This window comes from uncultured Marinobacter sp., assembly GCF_947259545.1.
Taxonomy (GTDB): domain Bacteria; phylum Pseudomonadota; class Gammaproteobacteria; order Pseudomonadales; family Oleiphilaceae; genus Marinobacter.
The window spans coordinates 184,707-201,654 of record NZ_CAMYMK010000002.1 but is presented as its reverse complement, the minus strand read 5'-3'; the positions used below and the strand labels follow the sequence as shown (position 1 = coordinate 201,654).

Here is a 16,948-nt window from a genome sequence, read left to right as displayed (position 1 = left end):
TCCTCAGGGCCTGGACCAGACCCACTGTTAGTAATTCCTGACGGAATTATACATAGAAATCCAGTTCTTCCTGGTGTTTAAGTAGATCCCGCATCACATAGGGGTCTTCACCGAAGAAGTAGATCAACCCCCAATGGGTACCAAACGCCGTGCGTTTGGTGACGGTTTCCTCGACCGGTGGTGTCAGCTCGTGGGACTCGAAATACTCGTGGTTTTCGGTCTCCTCGGGCATTTCCAGCTTGCTGACCACCCGACGGCGGGGATACACACCGAAACAACCGGCGTAGCCCTTGGCGTCCACCACCTCTTTCGGGAAAAAGGCCTTCACCTCTTCCTCGGTGGTCTTCGGATCAAAGGTCAGAATCAGCCCCTGGTAGGCGTTAAAGCCGTAGGCCCGCTCCAACAACTCAAAGACCTTGAAGCCCGGTGGACGGTAAGCCACCTCACCAAAATACATGGTGCTGTCGCTGGTGACAAAGTATTCGGGGTGTATAAATCCGAATTCGATGTCGAAGGTCTTGATCAGCTTCTCGATCTCGGCGGTAATCTGCGCGCGATACTTTTCCAGATCAGGTGTCGCCGGCACAAACACTGAATACCCAAGGGTCACGTATTCCGAAATATTAAGGAACGCAACCTTACCTTTATGGATCCAGGCTTCCACCGCGAACTCCCAGCCGTCCAGGTGGGACTCCATCAACACCGGGAACTCCTCGTCCGGAATGGTATCCACTTCGTCCGGCGTACGAATCACCCGGTGCCCGAGACAGCCTGCCTTGTCGAAGGCTTTCAGGTGGATCGGGTCATTGGGGTCACCATCCAGTTTCAACAGTGTCTGGTTGACCCGTTTGAGGAATCGCACCACATCTTCTTTGTCATGGGCCTCTTCGAAAATACCGACACGAATCCCACCTAGCTGGGCACGGCGCTTCATCAATGCCTTGTCACGCAACAACATGGCCTGACCAAAGAGACGGGGGCTATCCAGCAGCACCGAGTTGATGGCACCAGCCCATTCCACGGTCTCTTCAAACAGCGGGATTGCCACATTCACCCCCATCTTCTTGAGGGTCTGGGCGATTTCGAAAGAACGATCATTCAGGCGCTCGAAGTTCCAGGGCACGTACGGAATATTGTGCTCTGTGCAGTATGCTTCGGCCCAGTCCGGGGCAACCACGACATAACGACGGTCAAATTTGTCTGCGGCCTCAATGGCGTTGAGGCTCCACCCCAGCAGAGCGATGTATCCTTTCTCCGGATTGAACTTGTGCTCACTCACAGTAGTACTCCTTTCAGGGGATGTACCTATTAAGCTAGAGGTTTCAGCACAAATCGCAAATATTCTCCCGCTGATTACACGCAAAAAGCACCAAAGACACCGGTCACTGAACCAGTATCCGTGGTGCTTTTGCTGTTTTTAGATCAATTGATTATATCAGCCCAATTGCAGCGTGGTCAGCGTTCTGTCACGCACTTTCCTGAGCAAGGACTCATCGTCGACCAGCGACTGACCGTAGGACGGAACCATTTCTTTCATGCGATCCTGCCACTCGGCAGTTTTGATCCTGTCAGCAAAACAGCGTTCGATAACGTCAATCATCGCATGGGCTGCGGTGGAAGCACCGGGGGATGCACCCAGCAGGGCCGCCAGCGAGCCATCTTTGGCCGCCACGATCTCAGTACCGAACTCGAGTTTACCGCCACCATCCGGCGTCTGCTTGATGATCTGCACCCGCTGGCCAGCGCTCTGCAGCTTCCAGTTCTGCTCCTGGGCGTTCGGGAAGAAGTTGCGCAGGGATGCCACACGCTCAGTGTGGGACTGGAACACCTCGCCAATCAGGTAGCGGGTCAGATCCATGTTGGTCCTGCTCACGGATAGCATCGGACGCAGGTTGGTGGGCTTCACCGATCCGAACAGGTCAAACACCGACCCCTGCTTCAGGAAACGGGTGGTAAACCCGGCAAACGGTCCGAACAGCAATGCCGGCTCGCCGTTTATAATGCGGGTGTCCAGGTGTGGTACGGACATCGGCGGTGCGCCGATAGGCGCCTTGCCGTAAACCTTGGAGTGGTGCTGTTTGACAACCTCCGGTTCCTGACAGACCAGCCACTGGCCACTGACCGGGAAACCGCCGTAACCACGAGCCTCGTCGATATTGGACTTTTGCAGCATCGGAAGGGCGCCACCGCCAGCCCCGAGAAACACAAAGCCGGCTTCCAGTTTCTTGACTTCACCGGTTTTCTGGTCTTTTACCCGCACTTTCCAGCGGCCATTGTCCCGTTTCGCCAGATAGTGAACCGGGCTGCTGAGCATCAGCTCAAAGTTGGGCGTACTTTCCAGGTACTTGACCATGCCGCGAGTGAGAGAGCCAAAATCGACGTCCGAGCCATGCTTGATCCGAGTTGCCGCTACCGGCTGCTTGGCATCACGGTGCTTGACCACCAGCGGCATCCACTCGGCCAGATCATCCAGGGATTCGGTGTATTCCATTTCCCGGAACAGGTGATGATTGCTGAGCTTCTCGTAGCGGCGCTTGAGGAAGGCCACGTCCTTCTCTCCCCAGACAAAGCTCTGGTGAGGCGTACGGTTAATAAACGATGTAGGTTCCGGTAACTTGCCCTGCTCGACCAGGTAAGACCAGAATTGCAGCGACACTTCAAAGGAGGCGTTGATCTGAAGGGCCCGCTCGATGGCCACATCGCCATCTTCGGTTTCGGGGGTGTAATTCAATTCGCAGTAGCCGGCGTGGCCGGTGCCTGCGTTGTTCCACCCATCGGTGCTTTCATGGGCAACGTGATCGAGACGTTCCACCATGATGATGTCCAATGATGGGTCCAGCTGCCTGAGCATCATGCCGAGGGTGGCGCTCATGACGCCCCCGCCGACCAGCACTACATCTGCCTGTCTTACGGCCATTGGTCTTCACCCTGCTTGGTTTTGAGCCTGTTACCTCTTCACGATCAGCAAAGAGGTCTTTGGGAAGCCTGCAGAGCAAGGAGTCTAGGGCCCGGCAGCGGCTTCCTGTCCGAATATGTGGCGCAATTATCCCGGTTTTCGCCCCAAGAATAAATTGCGATAGTCAATGGGTACGTTTTACACCCCATTGAGGGACCATCCCGACGATTGCTTTAATCACGCAGCAGTAGCCGCCAGCGGGTCAAAGGTCTAAAATCCTGCCGCTTATCAATTACAACCCACTTTCAGGATGCCTTATGCTCAGTCTCGAGCCTGTTCTTGTATTCCTGGCCCTCCTGGCCTTGCTGGGTGTTATTTTTGAAGAAGTCATTCACGTCAACAAAGCCAAGGTTACACTTTTTTTCGGCACGCTGAGCTGGATGCTGCTGTTTGTGTTCAGCGAGGACGCCACGGAAACGTCTGCCATCTCCGCAGGACTTGCCGATAGCATCGCTGAGATAGCCGGTCTCTGGCTTTTCCTGGTCGCGGCCATGACGTTTGTCGCGTACCTTAACAAGAAGGGTATGATCGAAAACGTGGTGTACCTGATCATGCCGAAACAGGTAAGCGAGCGGAAGCTGCTGTTTCTGACTGGTCTTTTCTGCTTTATTTTCTCGTCTCTGGCAGACAATATCACCGCCACTTTAGTCTCATGTTCGCTGATCCTCTCACTCGACCTTGAGCTGAAAAAGCGCATTCAGTTCATCACGCTGGTGGTCTTTGCCGTGAATTCCGGCGGCGTGTCACTGATCACCGGGGACGTCACCACGCTGATGATCTTCCTGGCGGACAAGGTGGAAATCCTGACCCTGTTGACCCTTGCCATACCAGCATCCATCACCGTGTTCATCCTGGCCGTTTTCCTGTCCAGGGGACTGACCGGCACGGTGACCCTCAACGCATCCAGCCACCGGGTACGTCCGGTGGATGCGATAATCAGCATTCTGTTCCTGTTGACCATCATTTCCACCATTTCCGGCAATGTCCTGTTCAGCATTCCGCCAGTACTGACCTTCCTGTTTGGCCTGTCCATTATGTTCCTGGTTTCCCGATTCATGAGTACGGACAGTGACCTGGACCCGATCCTGGAATACATCCGCGTGATCGAGTTTGAAACCCTGCTGTTCTTCCTCGGCATCCTGTTGCTGGTGGGCATGCTCAAGGAAATCCAAGCCCTGCAATCACTGGTGGCCATTTACGATGTCCTGCCCCCGGTCGCGGCCAACTACCTGATGGGTATTTTCTCTGCGATCATCGACAACGTGCCACTGACGGCCGCCCTACTGAAATCCGGCATTGAAATGAGCCCCGGTGAATGGATGGGGCTGACCTACGCCGTCGGTGTTGGCGGCTCTCTGCTGGTCATCGGTTCGGCCGCGGGCATTGTAGCTATGAGCAAGATTTCCGGGCTGACCTTCGCTACCTATATGCGGTATCTTGGCCACCTTTTGCTGGCATACACCCTTGGCTATGCAGGGGTGTTCATGTTGGGTCGTTTCATTCACTGAGGTTTCATTATGTTGTTGGCAATCGGAGCCATTATTGCCGGTCTTGTTCTACTGGTCTGGAGCGCAGACCGATTTGTCGAAGGCGCTGCCGCCACCGCCAAACATCTGGGCATGCCATCATTGCTGATCGGCATGGTGATCATTGGCTTCGGCACCTCGGCCCCGGAACTGGCCGTTTCCGCCATGGCGGCCGCCGATGGCAACCCCGGCCTGGCACTGGGTAACGGCTACGGCTCCAACATCACCAACATCGCCCTGATCGTGGGGCTGACAGCGGTGATCGCCCCCATCGCGGTCCATTCCCAGGTGATTCGCAAAGAACTGCCATTGCTGCTGGCACTGACCGCTATTGCCGGGGTGCAGCTGCTGGACGGGCAGCTGACCCGACTGGATGGCTGGGTGTTGCTGGGCGTATTCACCGCGGTCATGGGCTGGTCCATTTACCAGGGCATCAAGGGAAAAGGCGACACTCTGGTAGGCGATACCGATGCGGAACTGATTGCCCATCCGATGCCACTGAAAGTAGCCCTGATATGGCTGCTGGTCGGTCTGGTGCTGCTGATTGTCAGCTCCAGGATGCTGGTCTGGGGCGCGGTGACCATCGCCCAGAGCCTGGGCGTCAGTGACCTGATTATCGGCCTGACCATCGTTGCCATCGGTACCTCGCTACCGGAACTGGCATCGGCGTTGGCCGCGGTCAAGAAGAATGAACACGACCTGATTCTCGGCAACATTGTGGGTTCCGGCATTTTCAATACCCTGGCCGTCGTCGGCCTGGCGGCTGCCATAGAACCGCTGACCGTTGACCCGGAAGTCCTCTACCGCGATTGGACTCTCATGGCAGCGCTCACCGCAGGGTTGTTATTGATGACCCTGGGGTTGACCGGAAAAAACAGGCTGATCAGCCGTTTCGATGGTGCACTGCTGTTGCTGGTTTACGTCAGCTATACGGGGTATCTGGCGTCAACCATCATCCGCTGAACACGAAAAGGTGAAGCCACGGAATCAGCTGGCTTCACCATCTCCCAGGAGACCTTCCAGGCGCCCGCGCACCTCGGCCATTACCTCCACCAGATCCTCCTTGCTTTTACCCGAAGTATCGATGGGGGCGCCGACCCTGACTTCCACTGGCTGCCCCAGATTGATACGCCAGGTCCTGGCCGGCAAGACCTTGTGAATGCCCCGGACTGCCACCGGCACGATCACCGCCTGGGTGTCCAGCGCCAGGTGAAAACACCCCTTCTTGAAGGGCAGCAACCGCCCATCTGGGGATCGCGTGCCTTCCGGCGCAGCCCAGAGCACGATACCGCTTTCCATCATTGCCTTGGCCTTTTCCAGATCCCTCACGGCACGCTGCCGATGGGCCCTGTCAATAGAGGGAAACTCCGCCGCCTTCATCGCCTGCCCCAGCAACGGAATGCTGAAAAGCTCCTTCTTGGCCAGCATCCGCACCGATCCGGGCATGGAGACAAAGGTCACCGGGATGTCGTAATGGCTGGCATGGGTGCACATGATGATATAACGCCGACCATCGCCAAAATCAGGCACTGCGCCCCGCACCGTGAGACTCACCCGCACCAGCCGCAACAACGCCGCCGACCACTCGCGGCAATACTTGTCGACAATAGGTCGATTCAGCCGGCCAAACAGCGCCCGCAACAGGACCAGCAAGGAGTACAAGGCCGTCAGCCCCGCGGACCCCAGAACAACGCCCGCCCGTCTCAGCAAGGTGGCCGATTCCGTCAGCGGGCTCATCGTCAGTCTGATCATCCAGGTTCCTTATTGGTCCCGAAACACCATGGCAACAGAGTTCAGACAATACCGCTGTCCGGTGGGAGGGGGGCCGTCGGGAAATACGTGACCCAGATGACAGTCACACCGCGGACACCGGATCTCGGTACGGGTCATGCCCAGGCTGTTGTCCTCGATGTAGCGGATATGTTCCTTGTCAAAAGGCTGGAAGAAACTGGGCCAGCCGGTACCGGAATCAAACTTGGAGCTGGAACTGAACAGCGGAAGGTCGCACAACCGGCAGTGGTAAACACCTTCTTTCTTGTTATCCAGCAACGTCCCGCAGAAGGGATGCTCGGTACCATGGTCAAGCAGCACCCGGCGCTCCTCCGCCGACAGATCTGCGGCCATCTCCTCGATTTGTGCTGGAGTCAGTGGTGTCAGGTCGTATCCGGAAGCAGAAACACTCATGGCAACCTCCTCAGGCTGTGTCGTCGTTGCGGTAATCGGGTTTCAGATAATCGCCATAGGACTCCACCAGCTTCTCCACCTTGGGCGCGGCGACCGCCATGACGTAGGGCTGATAGGGATTCTGGGCGGCGAAGTTCTGATGATAGGCTTCGGCCGGATAGAAGGCCTCCAGCGGCTCCAGCCGGGTAACGATGGGCTCCGGATAGACCCCAGCAGCATCCAATTGACGGATGTAGGCCTCAACCACACGCTTCTGCTCCGGCGTTTCATAGAACACCGCGGACCGGTATTGCGTGCCCCGATCATGCCCCTGACGATTCAACTGAGTGGGGTCGTGGGCTACGGAAAAGAAGACTTTCAATAGCTGACCAAAGCTGACTTTAGACGAATCGTAGTGAACATCCACCACTTCGGCATGACCGGTCTGGCCACCGCATACGGCTTCGTAATGTGCCGTGTCGGCACTGCCGCCGGCATAACCAGACTCCACGTGGGTTACGCCGTTAATCGCCAGAAACACAGCTTCAACGCACCAGAAACAACCGCCAGCCAGAACCACATGGGCAGCGCTGGCGCTGTCTTCCAGATCCTGCTCCGGATCGGGAAACCGGCTGCGTGGCACTTCCAGCCCCGGAATATTACATGATGTTGCCATAATCGCCTCCACTCGTTTGGTGAAACATGAACATTGTATCACTGCGGTTGCAACACGCCCCAAGCCAACCATAATGAAGTTAGGGTTTGCCAATACGTGCAACATGGGAATTATCATGACCGCCAGGGCTCATGCACCAGAAAGTGAGGATGAACTACTGGAGTACCGCTTAAGCCTGAGGCTTGGTCCCGTCCACGCCCGCCAGAGGCTGGGGATCGAGCGGGAGGCTGAAGCCAGGGTATTCGGACCCAACCACAGGACATTCCACCTGGAGAACTGGGCGTTAGCCCCCGGGTTTATCCGTTTTTGCCTGCAACTGTCTGGCCTGTTCGGGCGGGGGCAAAGCAACAGTCGACGCCTGGCCACCACCAACAGCTCGTTTCATATACCTGATCTGCCAGCATCCTTTGAGGGTTTCCGCATCCTTCATCTGACTGACCTGCATGTCGATATGGACGAGGCCAATCTTCAGGCGGTGATTGACCAGATCGCCCCCCTGGAATACGACCTGTGCGTATTGACCGGTGATTACCGGCGCCTGACCTGGGGGCCGGTGGACGAAGCACTGGAAGGCATGGCAAAACTCAGGGATGCGATTCGCGGCGATGCCTACGCGGTGCTGGGCAATCACGACAGCATACGGATGGTTCCCGGCCTGGAAGACATGGGCTACCGGCTGCTGATGAACGAACACTCAGAGATTCATCGTAATGGAGAAGTCCTTTACCTGGCGGGGGTAGATGATGCCCACTTCTACAAGGTCCACAACCTGCACCGGGCAGGGGATAACATCCCCCTCGGGGGCATCAGTATCTTACTTAGCCATACACCGGAGATTTATCGGGAAGCCGCGCACGCCGGCTACGACATCTTTCTGTGCGGCCATACCCACGGCGGCCAGATCTGCCTGCCCGGCGGCATTCCCGTCACCCTGGATTCCGATTGCCCAAGGGCTCTCGGCCGTGGACACTGGCAAATGAATGGCATGCAGGGGTACACCTCGCCAGGATCGGGCACCTCGGTGATCAATGTACGTCTGAACTGCCCACCGGAAGTGACGATCCACACCCTGACTCGGGGACCGGAGTAAAGATCAGTGCGGCTGGCGCCGGATACCGAGGCGGTATAGCAGGGGTGAGAACAAAATATTGGACAGGGTAAACAGCACCACAACCGCCACCGCCTGCCAGAGCCCCAGAGGTAACCATAAAAACGCCAGGATCATCGGCAGTAGCGCTTCCGGAACCTGGTCCAGCCATAAAGCCTTGGCACTGGCCTCCAGCCCACGTCGCCGCTTGATGAAGCTGCTGAGTATATCCCCGAGCAGCCCCATCAAACCGAACAGCAAACCGAAGAACAACCCAAGACCCGCCACCATGGCAAACAGGCCACAGCTCACTGTGCCAGACACCACACCACGCCAGGTCTTACTCTTACCCAGCACTGGGCGACCATCGCGCCAGAGTCGGCCACCGTCCACCGGTGCCGACCAATGATGGCCAAACAATCTCCTGGCAACCACCGGGGCTCCGTTAGCCAGCACCAACATCACGAACAGCTCCAGTGCCAGGATCAAGTCAATCAGCCTCCGGTTCAGGAAACCCCGCCACGGGTCAATTTGAGCGGATCCATCAGCGCTTCCAACCGGGGCCTGTCCAGCCCACTTCGCTCCTCTGCCACATCAATCACCGGGCGACCTGTGCGGTAGGCTTCCTTGGCGATGTCCGCGGCCAGGGCGTAGCCAATTTCCGGATTCAGGGCTGTGACCAGCACCGGATTCCGGCCTACCCCTGCGTTCAGGTTATCCTCATTGACGCTGAAGCCCTTGATCGCCTTGTTGGCCAGTATGGACGAAGCGTTACTCAGCAAGTCCACCATATCCAGCAGGTTCGCCCCTACCAGCGGCAGCATCACATTGAGCTGGAAATTGCCGGACTGACCGGCCAACGCAACCGTCGTATCCAGCCCCATGACCTGGGCACTCGCCATGGCCACCGATTCCGGAATTACCGGGTTCACTTTCCCCGGCATGATGCTGCTACCGGGTTGCAGTGCCGGCAGGCTGATCTCTGCCAGCCCATGAATCGGCCCACTGTTCATCCAGCGCAGGTCATTGGCAATCTTGGTCAGTACGATCGCCACCCCCCGTAGCTGGGCAGATAATGCCACGGGCGAATCAATGGCACTCTGCCCGACAAACTTGTGTTCCAGGGAGCGGAAATGGTACCCGGTGTCGGTAGCCAGGAACTTGACGAACTGTCCTGCAAATTCATCGGGTGCGTTGACACCGGTGCCAACGGCCGTTCCGCCCTGCGGTAGCGACATCAGATCGTCAACCGCCGCTTCCACACGCTTTTCCGTCGCCAGAAGTTGCTCACGCCAGGTGCGAAGCTCCTGCCCCAGGGTAACCGGCATGGCGTCCATCAAGTGCGTTCGGCCGGTTTTTACCTGCTCAGAGAACAGCGCTTCCCGCTCATAGATCATACCGCACAGATGAGACAATGCCGGCAACAGCCGGGTCTGAACCGTAGTCACGGCACTGACATGGATGGCAGTTGGAATCACGTCATTGGAGCTCTGGCTCATATTGACATGATCGTTGGCGTTCACCTCCACTCCGGCACGCGCCGCCACTGCAGCAATCACTTCGTTGACGTTCATATTGGTACTGGTACCAGACCCGGTCTGGTAGCGGTCCACCGGAAACTGGTCGGCATACTCGCCGTTCACCAGTTGTTCGCATGCCTCGACGATCGCATCCCGCTTTTCATTGTCCAGGTACCCAAGACTGGCATTGGCCTCCGCCGCTGCCTGCTTGATCCGGGCAACCGCGGCAATAAATGCCGACGGCATGGGCTGGCCACTGACCGGAAAGTTGTCAATGGCCCGCTGTGTCTGCGCGCCCCAGAGAGCGTCCGCAGGAACATTCACTTCTCCGAGACTGTCTTTCTCCGTTCTGAATTCACTCATGACACCCTCTCCTTATCGGTATCAGGGAATCGTCAGCCCCCATGGTGTGACTTCAGTCTGACATGGTCACAAATTCCCGTAACCTGTTCAAAGTTAACAACTAATGTCTGGACGGTATTGGTGTAGGTATCGTGGAGATGGAACTTGAACCGGTGCTGCTTCTCACCCTGCAAAAAGGCATCGTATTCCTTCACGAGTTCGCGGACATCACCACCATTGTCCTGGGACCATGTGGCATTGAACGGGCCAAGGACAGCACCGCCAGCCAGGCAGATGGTCACTTCGTGATTGGTCAGGGCGTTATCGGTTATTGCCATGATGCACTCTCCTGAAATTCATGGGATCTCAGGAATCAGTGTAGACCCTTGGGCCATGACGGGTTAGTTCGTTATTCCGAAGATGGCCCCAGCAGACTGGTCAACAATGCTCGCAGGCGATTGGGTTTCACGGGTTTGTTGAGGATCGGCAGGTACTGGGCACGCACCAGTCTTCGAATATTGTCACTACTGTCAGCGGTAATGATCGCGGCGGGAATATCCCTATCCAGTTTGCGGCGGACGCCGTAAATCGCTTCACACCCCGTCAGATTATTATCCAGATGATAATCCGCCAGGATGACGGATGGAGGCCGCTCCTCCGCCGCCAGCGATTCCTGGGCTTCAGTATCACTGCGGGCCGTCCTGACCGTGCACCCCCAGCGCTCCAGCAATACCCGCATGCTATCCAGAACAGCCTGCTCATTATCAATGACCAGTACCCGTGCACCGTTGAAACCTTCGGTAAAGGTTTCGAGCGGATTCCTTTCCCCGACTGCTGCCTGGCCAGTCATACTTTTCTCCAGGGGAACGGTCAATACAAAGCGGGAACCCTTGCCCGGCCGGGAAGCAACGTCAATATCGTAGTCCAGAATCCTGACCATGCGTTCCACAATGGCCAGCCCCAACCCCACGCCCTGACGCCCGCCAGTGCCCTGGGGCAGCAGTTGGTGAAATTCCCTGAAGATATCCCGGAGCTTACTCTCTTCGATGCCGACCCCAGTGTCCCAGACTTCGATACGCAGGCAGTCACCACGGGCGCGCAAAGCCAGCAGAACTCCTCCTTGGCGTGTGTAGCGAAAGGCATTGCTCAACAGATTACGGATGATGCGGGTCAGCATACGCTGATCGGTTCTGACCATTGCGGGCACCGTATGAATCCGGAACTGTAAACCGGCATTGGCGGCCACCGCTTCAAACTCTTCTCCGAGCCCGGTGGCAAGCGCCGCCACGTCAGTGAATGCCAGATCCGGCCTCATCGCCTGCTGATCCAGCTTGGAGATATCCAGCAGATCCGCCAACAGGTCTTCCGCCCCCTCAAGGGCGCGGTGAACCTGGTGCACCATGCGCTGTTCCTGATCTGGCAACTGGCTGTCCTGAAGGGCAGAAATCATCAGCCTGGCGGCATTCAGCGGCTGCATCAGGTCGTGGCTGGCAGCGGCCAAATATTTGTCCTTGCTGCGGTTGGCTTCACGCGCGGCCTCCATGGCGACCACCAGTTCGCGCTCAACCTTTTCCCGCTCCTCAATCTGGTAGCGCAGCCCGACGTTGGCATTCTGCAAGGCTGCAGTGCGCTCTTCCACCCGTCGCTCCAGATCGGCATTGAGCTGTTCCAGTTTTTGCCGGGCCTGAACCCGTTCAGTAATGTCCGCAACGAAGGCTTCCACCACTTCCGGGCCCAGATCCGGGCGTCGCAACATGGAGATCGCAACATGCACCGGCGTGTTGTCCGCCCGACGCAGACGGGTCTCCCGCACACGCAGACTGCCCTCGTCCAGGAGCTCCTGGCGGATCTTGTCAAACTCATTGGAACTGCAGAACAACTGTTCCCGCAGCCGGATCACCCGTTGCTTCAGCTCCTCGGCGCTGGCGTAGCCGCAGATACGGGCCATCGCCGGGTTACAGGCCAGGAAGCCACCACGCATGTTGGCCTGGAAAATGCCATGAAGTGCGTTTTCAAACAGCCACTTATAGCGGTTACGCTCCTTCTCCAGCTCCTCTATGCGTTCCTGCAGGGCGGGGTAATAGTTCTTGCGGACCGACTGGCTTCCCAGCCCCAGCAGATCGCCCACTCCATAGCCACTGTCCTTTTCCTCAGAGGGCTTCTTCATAAACGACCTGGACATCCCGCAAACTGGATTTGCGGGGATTCGTGAGTATGCAGGGGTCCTGCAGGGCGAACCCTGACAGGTACGGAATATCGGACACGGTAACCCCCAACTCGGCGAGCCGCGCCTCCAGCCCGACCTTGCGCTTGAGCTCGACAATACGATTCATCAGCCGCTTCTTGATTTCAGGCTTGCCCATACCGCGGGTATCGATGTCCATCGCCTCCGCCACCCGGCGGAAACGGTCTTCCGCCGAGACGTAGTTATAGGCAACGACATGTTCCAGCAACAACGCATTACATAAACCGTGTGGCAGATCCAGGTAACCCCCAAGACTGTGGGACATGGCGTGCACTGCGCCGAGAATGGCGTTGGAAAAAGCCAGCCCGGCCTGCATCGACGCCAGCATGATTTGTTCACGCAGGAACGGGTTTGCGGTGTTCTCCACCAGCGGCTCAAGATTGCGGTTAATGAGACGAATCGCTTCCAGGGCATGGGTATCGGTTAACGGCCCACTGCCGGTGGAAACAAATGCCTCGATCGCATGAACCATGGCATCCACGCCTGTGCAGGCAGTCAGATAGGCGTCCATGGTTTCCGTGACTTCCGGATCAATCAGGGAGACGTCGGGGACCACCGCCTTGCTGATAATGGAAAACTTGAAGCGCCGTTTGGGATCGGAAATGATCGCAAACTGCGAGACATCTGCCGATGTACCCGCTGTGGTTGGTATCAATATCAGCGGGGGCGACGGATGAGTAATGGTATCCACCCCCTCGAACTCCAGAATGCTGCGCCCGTGCGTTGCCACAATGCCAATCCCCTTGGCGCAATCCATGGGGCTGCCACCACCAATGGCGACAATGACATCGCATTCGCTGGATTTGTACAACTCCGCCCCCGCCATCACCTCATCCACCTTGGGATTGGGTGAAACGCCGGTGAATATCGTGGTGCGAATGCCGGCATCCGTCAGCAGCGCTACAATCTCATTCACCCAGCCAGCCATTGCCACGCCCGGGTCGGAGACCAGCAGTACGTGCTTTGCACCGAAGTTACTGGCGAAATTGGCCACGGATTTACGCGCCCCCGCACCAAACACGATCTCTGGTGAAACAAATTTTCGAAGTGCTGATATGTCGTGACTCATTGGGCTGTACTCGACGCATTTTTATTATAGGAATCGTCGAAAGTTTAACTCAAGTTCCCCGCAGGTTCATGGCCTTTAAATCAACTGTGCTTCCGATAAAAGCTGTAGAGCCAGGTCAGCATGCCAGCCTGGCTGGACCGATGCCGAAAACCATGGCCCTCGTCGTCAAACCAGTGCAGTTCCGGCGATAGGTCGGCGGCTTGCATCATGGCAATCATGGCCCTGGTCTGCTCGGGAACCACCACCTGGTCCTGGCCCCCCTGGAAGAAAATCATGGGTGTCCGGATGCGGTCGGCCTGGTGTAGCGGCGTCCGCGCGTCCCAGCGCTCGGGATGTTGGTGTGGAGAGCCCAGCAGCCAATCCAGATATCCGGATTCAAATCGATGGGTTGCCGCCCGCAGGCGTAACGGATCGGTCACACCATACATGCTTGCGCCGGCGGCAAAGCGGCGACTGGCGATCAATGTCATCAATACCGTGTACCCTCCGGAACTTCGCCCCTGTATAAACAGGCGACGGCCGTCAACGAGGCCGCACTCGGCGAGATAATCGGCCGCCCGCTCCATGTCCTCGACATCGGCTTCGCCCCAGCGACCCGCGAGCGCTAACCGGAACTCTCTGCCAAAACCGGAGCTGCCACGATAATTAACTTCGGCCACGGCAAATCCGCGCTGGCACCAGAACTGTATGTGAGGGTTGAAGACCGGATAGGCTGCCGAGGTCGGGCCACCGTGGGCTACCAGGATCAGGGGCGGCGGATTCTCCGGCTCCTCTGAGGTGGGGCTGTAGAAAAAGCCCTGAATACCCGGCTCGGAGGTGCTTCCAGTGGGCACCACAAAGTTCTGCGGCAAGGCCGGTGAGTTTCCCTTCATGGCCTCTTCGCCACCCGCGACAACTCGCACCTGATCGGTGCCGGGGTTGATTGCCAACACCGCATCCAGCCGCGTGGAGGATCGGGCGATACAATACAACTCCGCCCCCACTGAACACAGATCACGAAAATCACTGAATGTAGCGGCCACCCTTCGGCCCTGGTGATCATCATGGTCAACCAGCCAGAGTTCACCGGACCCGTTGCAATAGCGAACCCTGGCCCAGCCACCACCCACCAGGGAGACATGGTGAGACTCCCCAAGCTGCCAGGGCGCATTGGCATGATCCAGGTTCGGCACATCACACGTTACCCAGTCACCGTTATCGCCGTCCGGGTTCAGGCGCCACGGCTGCCACCAGCCACCATGATCGGACAGTACCCAAAGGGTGTCGCCGGCAAACACCGGTTGCTGCACCGACGCTTCCGAAGGGGTCGGCCAGGTTTCGCAGCCGCGGAGCCAACCACTCTCTGTCACCAGAGCCGTCCAGAGCTCGGACCGGAGCCAGGGCATATCCGGCAACTGCCAACTGACCCAGGCAATATGGCATCCGTCATCGGAAAGTGCCGGTGCCCCGTAAAAATCCTGGCCGCTGTGCAGGATCTGGATGCCCTGCTCCGGACCCACAGCCACCAACTGCTGCTGACCGTCCCTCTCCCTTACCGCGAACACTCGGTGTCGCGCCGGATCCGCCAACAGTCCACCATAGGCAACTCCCCGTTCCTCGGTCAGTTGCTGGCAGTGGCCATCCATCCGATCAATGAAGTGAATCTGTTGATCCTCGCTCACCACAAACACACCGAGATCCGAAGCGGCCAACGCTCCCCCGCCATACCCATTGACCCGACTGCGAATACTCAAGCCTTGTGGCCCCAGCCGTGCCGGGCCCTGGTCTGTCAGGTGCCACAGCGCCGTTATGCCAAGAGCCGGTTCAGTTTGAAGCCAGAACACGCCGGCCCGCGAGACCGACAGTGCCCCGCGCTGGATGTAGGAGGCACAGGCGTCCTCGGCGCTCAGCAGGACCGGCTGCCCGCAGGGGTCGGAATCACGGGCAGGGGCGCAGGAAACATCAGCCCCTGAAGAACAGTCTGGAGTTATCCGCATTGCGATAGGTCAGCTCATCAATGCCTGCCGTGGCGTGGTCGGCGGCTCTCCTCGCCGCCAGAATTCGGTCATGGTGAGAGGATTTACTGCACACCGGATCGGCGTTGTCGGCGTTGCCGGTCAACAGGTACGCCTGACAGCGACAACCGCCGAAATCTTTGCCTTTCTCATCGCAGGACCGGCAGGGCTCGGGCATCCAACTGTCACCCCGGTAATGATTGAAACCGGGGCTGTCATACCAGATGGTCTTGAGCTCCATCTCCCGCACACTCGGGAAATCAATGGGCAGCAGCTTTGCGCTGTGACACGGCAACGCAGTGCCGTCCGGGGCCACGGTCAGGAACAGGCTACCCCAGCCGTTCATGCAGGCTTTGGGGCGTTCCTCATAATAGTCCGGGGTGACGAAGATGAGCTTCATGGCCGAGCCGCTGGCGGCCAACTGTTGACGATAGGTCTGAACTTCCGCTTCCGCCTTTTCCAGTTGCGCCCGGGACGGCATCAGCCCCTCGCGATTCTTGAACGCCCAACCGTAATACTGGCAGGTGGCCAGCTCGACGTAATCCGCCCCCAGGCGCTCGCACAACGCCATGATGTCATTCATCTGATGGATGTTATGGCGGTGGATCACGAAGTTAAGCACCATCGGGTAGCCGGCGTCTTTCACAGCGCGGGCCATGGCCAGCTTCTGGTCGAACGCCTTACGGGAGCCCGCCACCGCATTGTTGAGCTCCGGGTCTGACGCCTGGAAACTGACCTGGATATGATCCAGGCCGGCTTCCCGGAACGCGTTCACCTTCGCTTCACTAAGTCCCAGGCCGGACGTAATCAGGTTACTGTAATAGCCAAGATGTCGCGCCTCGGCGATCAGCTCCGGCAAATCCTGACGAACCAGAGGCTCACCGCCGGAAAATCCCAGCTGCGCGGCACCCATCTCACGGCCCTGGCGCAGCACGCTCACCCATTCTTCCGTGGTCAGTTCCTGCTCGGTATTGGCAAAGTCCAGCGGATTGGAACAGTAAGGACACTGCAGCGGGCACCGGTATGTCAGCTCCGCCAGCAACCAGAGGGGTGGCCCCGCCTTATGCGGGTTCCTGACCGTTTTGCCTGCCTCGGGGCTAGTCATGACATCTCGATCCAATGTTGCTGGCAAGCGTCCCGGAGAAAGTCGTTCACATCCCCTTCCAGGGAACCGGCGTCCGGAAACTGCCGTTCGAGGGTGGCGATAATGTCGGCCACACTGCGCTGGCCATCCACTTCGTTCAGGATAGCACCGGCGCTACCATTCAGCTTCACCATGCCTTCCGGGTACAAGAGTACGTAGCAGTCCTGCACCGGCTCCCACTGGAAGCGGAAGCCCGGGCGCAGGCGGGGCACCTTCGCCATCCTGT

General features: G+C 57.9%; 16 protein-coding genes. 3 read left to right on the top strand and 13 right to left on the bottom strand.

Features of this window, described 5'->3' with window-relative positions; all coding sequences use genetic code 11:
* Positions 1-46 precede the first annotated feature (46 nt).
* On the bottom strand, positions 47-1,279 hold the full coding sequence (locus tag Q0Y21_RS01105; protein ID WP_297790717.1) for a carboxylate--amine ligase: 1,233 nt from the start codon (positions 1,277-1,279) through the stop codon (positions 47-49).
* A gap of 156 nt (positions 1,280-1,435) precedes the next feature.
* Positions 1,436-2,917 (bottom strand): malate dehydrogenase (quinone), encoded by a 1,482-nt coding sequence (mqo, locus tag Q0Y21_RS01100; protein WP_297790715.1) that lies wholly within the window; start codon positions 2,915-2,917, stop codon positions 1,436-1,438.
* Between the two features lie 296 nt (positions 2,918-3,213).
* Between mqo and nhaD the strand changes: the two genes are divergently transcribed.
* Positions 3,214-4,464, top strand: a complete 1,251-nt coding sequence (nhaD, locus tag Q0Y21_RS01095) for a sodium:proton antiporter NhaD (protein WP_297790713.1) — start codon at positions 3,214-3,216, stop codon at positions 4,462-4,464.
* A 9-nt stretch (positions 4,465-4,473) separates the two neighbouring features.
* Positions 4,474-5,445 (top strand): calcium/sodium antiporter, encoded by a 972-nt coding sequence (locus tag Q0Y21_RS01090; RefSeq protein WP_297790711.1) that lies wholly within the window; start codon positions 4,474-4,476, stop codon positions 5,443-5,445.
* 24 nt (positions 5,446-5,469) lie between these two features.
* Here Q0Y21_RS01090 and Q0Y21_RS01085 read toward each other — a convergent pair whose 3' ends face one another.
* Genes Q0Y21_RS01085 through msrA form a run of 3 tightly spaced genes read right to left on the bottom strand, consistent with a single transcriptional unit; the run spans position 5,470 to position 7,321 of the window.
* Positions 5,470-6,234 carry a lysophospholipid acyltransferase family protein gene (locus Q0Y21_RS01085; protein ID WP_297790709.1) on the bottom strand — a complete coding sequence of 255 codons (765 nt, stop codon included), beginning with the start codon at positions 6,232-6,234 and terminating at the stop codon, positions 5,470-5,472.
* Between the two features lie 9 nt (positions 6,235-6,243).
* Complete coding sequence (msrB, locus tag Q0Y21_RS01080; RefSeq protein WP_297790707.1) at positions 6,244-6,666, bottom strand: peptide-methionine (R)-S-oxide reductase MsrB; 423 nt, start codon at positions 6,664-6,666, stop codon at positions 6,244-6,246.
* A gap of 10 nt (positions 6,667-6,676) precedes the next feature.
* Positions 6,677-7,321, bottom strand: coding sequence for a peptide-methionine (S)-S-oxide reductase MsrA (gene msrA / locus Q0Y21_RS01075; RefSeq protein WP_297790705.1), 645 nt, complete (start codon positions 7,319-7,321; stop codon positions 6,677-6,679).
* Between the two features lie 115 nt (positions 7,322-7,436).
* On the opposite strand from msrA, the gene Q0Y21_RS01070 reads away from it, so the two are divergent.
* Positions 7,437-8,411 (top strand): metallophosphoesterase, encoded by a 975-nt coding sequence (locus tag Q0Y21_RS01070; RefSeq protein ID WP_297790704.1) that lies wholly within the window; start codon positions 7,437-7,439, stop codon positions 8,409-8,411.
* A 3-nt stretch (positions 8,412-8,414) separates the two neighbouring features.
* Here the strand turns inward: Q0Y21_RS01070 and Q0Y21_RS01065 are convergent, their stop codons facing one another.
* The 8 genes from Q0Y21_RS01065 to pqqD all read right to left on the bottom strand — a co-directional run bounded on the left by Q0Y21_RS01065 (position 8,415) and on the right by pqqD (position 16,943).
* Positions 8,415-8,897 (bottom strand): CDP-archaeol synthase, encoded by a 483-nt coding sequence (locus tag Q0Y21_RS01065; protein ID WP_297790702.1) that lies wholly within the window; start codon positions 8,895-8,897, stop codon positions 8,415-8,417.
* Between the two features lie 17 nt (positions 8,898-8,914).
* On the bottom strand, positions 8,915-10,291 hold the full coding sequence (locus tag Q0Y21_RS01060; RefSeq protein WP_297790700.1) for a class II fumarate hydratase: 1,377 nt from the start codon (positions 10,289-10,291) through the stop codon (positions 8,915-8,917).
* A gap of 32 nt (positions 10,292-10,323) precedes the next feature.
* Complete coding sequence (locus tag Q0Y21_RS01055; RefSeq protein WP_012136930.1) at positions 10,324-10,608, bottom strand: hypothetical protein; 285 nt, start codon at positions 10,606-10,608, stop codon at positions 10,324-10,326.
* 71 nt (positions 10,609-10,679) lie between these two features.
* Positions 10,680-12,437 carry a NahK/ErcS family hybrid sensor histidine kinase/response regulator gene (locus Q0Y21_RS01050; protein ID WP_297790697.1) on the bottom strand — a complete coding sequence of 586 codons (1,758 nt, stop codon included), beginning with the start codon at positions 12,435-12,437 and terminating at the stop codon, positions 10,680-10,682.
* The gene (gene ercA / locus Q0Y21_RS01045; protein ID WP_297790695.1) at positions 12,421-13,584 is read right to left on the bottom strand and encodes an alcohol dehydrogenase-like regulatory protein ErcA; all 1,164 of its coding nucleotides are present in this window, start codon (positions 13,582-13,584) and stop codon (positions 12,421-12,423) included. The genes Q0Y21_RS01050 and ercA overlap by 17 nt, the downstream gene beginning before the upstream one ends.
* Before the next feature lie 80 nt (positions 13,585-13,664).
* On the bottom strand, positions 13,665-15,560 hold the full coding sequence (locus tag Q0Y21_RS01040) for a prolyl oligopeptidase family serine peptidase (protein ID WP_297790693.1): 1,896 nt from the start codon (positions 15,558-15,560) through the stop codon (positions 13,665-13,667).
* Positions 15,526-16,683 carry a pyrroloquinoline quinone biosynthesis protein PqqE gene (gene pqqE, locus Q0Y21_RS01035; protein ID WP_297790691.1) on the bottom strand — a complete coding sequence of 386 codons (1,158 nt, stop codon included), beginning with the start codon at positions 16,681-16,683 and terminating at the stop codon, positions 15,526-15,528. The genes Q0Y21_RS01040 and pqqE overlap by 35 nt, the downstream gene beginning before the upstream one ends.
* Positions 16,680-16,943: a pyrroloquinoline quinone biosynthesis peptide chaperone PqqD gene (pqqD, locus tag Q0Y21_RS01030; RefSeq protein WP_297792457.1), complete on the bottom strand. Its 264-nt coding sequence runs from the start codon at positions 16,941-16,943 to the stop codon at positions 16,680-16,682. The genes pqqE and pqqD overlap by 4 nt, the downstream gene beginning before the upstream one ends.
* Positions 16,944-16,948 lie beyond the last annotated feature (5 nt).

Bases quoted from the DNA above. Each gene is read 5' to 3' on its own strand.
- ercA (WP_297790695.1), bottom strand. From the start codon at position 13,584: ATGAGTCACGACATATCAGCACTTCGAAAATTTGTTTCACCAGAGATC.
- Q0Y21_RS01060 (WP_297790700.1), bottom strand. From the start codon at position 10,291: ATGAGTGAATTCAGAACGGAGAAAGACAGTCTCGGAGAAGTGAATGTT.
- pqqE (WP_297790691.1), bottom strand. From the start codon at position 16,683: ATGACTAGCCCCGAGGCAGGCAAAACGGTCAGGAACCCGCATAAGGCG.
- Q0Y21_RS01040 (WP_297790693.1), bottom strand. From the start codon at position 15,560: ATGCGGATAACTCCAGACTGTTCTTCAGGGGCTGATGTTTCCTGCGCC.
- Q0Y21_RS01070 (WP_297790704.1), top strand. From the start codon at position 7,437: ATGACCGCCAGGGCTCATGCACCAGAAAGTGAGGATGAACTACTGGAG.
- msrA (WP_297790705.1), bottom strand. From the start codon at position 7,321: ATGGCAACATCATGTAATATTCCGGGGCTGGAAGTGCCACGCAGCCGG.
- Q0Y21_RS01090 (WP_297790711.1), top strand. From the start codon at position 4,474: ATGTTGTTGGCAATCGGAGCCATTATTGCCGGTCTTGTTCTACTGGTC.
- Q0Y21_RS01050 (WP_297790697.1), bottom strand. From the start codon at position 12,437: ATGAAGAAGCCCTCTGAGGAAAAGGACAGTGGCTATGGAGTGGGCGAT.
- Q0Y21_RS01055 (WP_012136930.1), bottom strand. From the start codon at position 10,608: ATGGCAATAACCGATAACGCCCTGACCAATCACGAAGTGACCATCTGC.
- msrB (WP_297790707.1), bottom strand. From the start codon at position 6,666: ATGAGTGTTTCTGCTTCCGGATACGACCTGACACCACTGACTCCAGCA.
- pqqD (WP_297792457.1), bottom strand. From the start codon at position 16,943: ATGGCGAAGGTGCCCCGCCTGCGCCCGGGCTTCCGCTTCCAGTGGGAG.
- Q0Y21_RS01085 (WP_297790709.1), bottom strand. From the start codon at position 6,234: ATGATCAGACTGACGATGAGCCCGCTGACGGAATCGGCCACCTTGCTG.
- nhaD (WP_297790713.1), top strand. From the start codon at position 3,214: ATGCTCAGTCTCGAGCCTGTTCTTGTATTCCTGGCCCTCCTGGCCTTG.
- mqo (WP_297790715.1), bottom strand. From the start codon at position 2,917: ATGGCCGTAAGACAGGCAGATGTAGTGCTGGTCGGCGGGGGCGTCATG.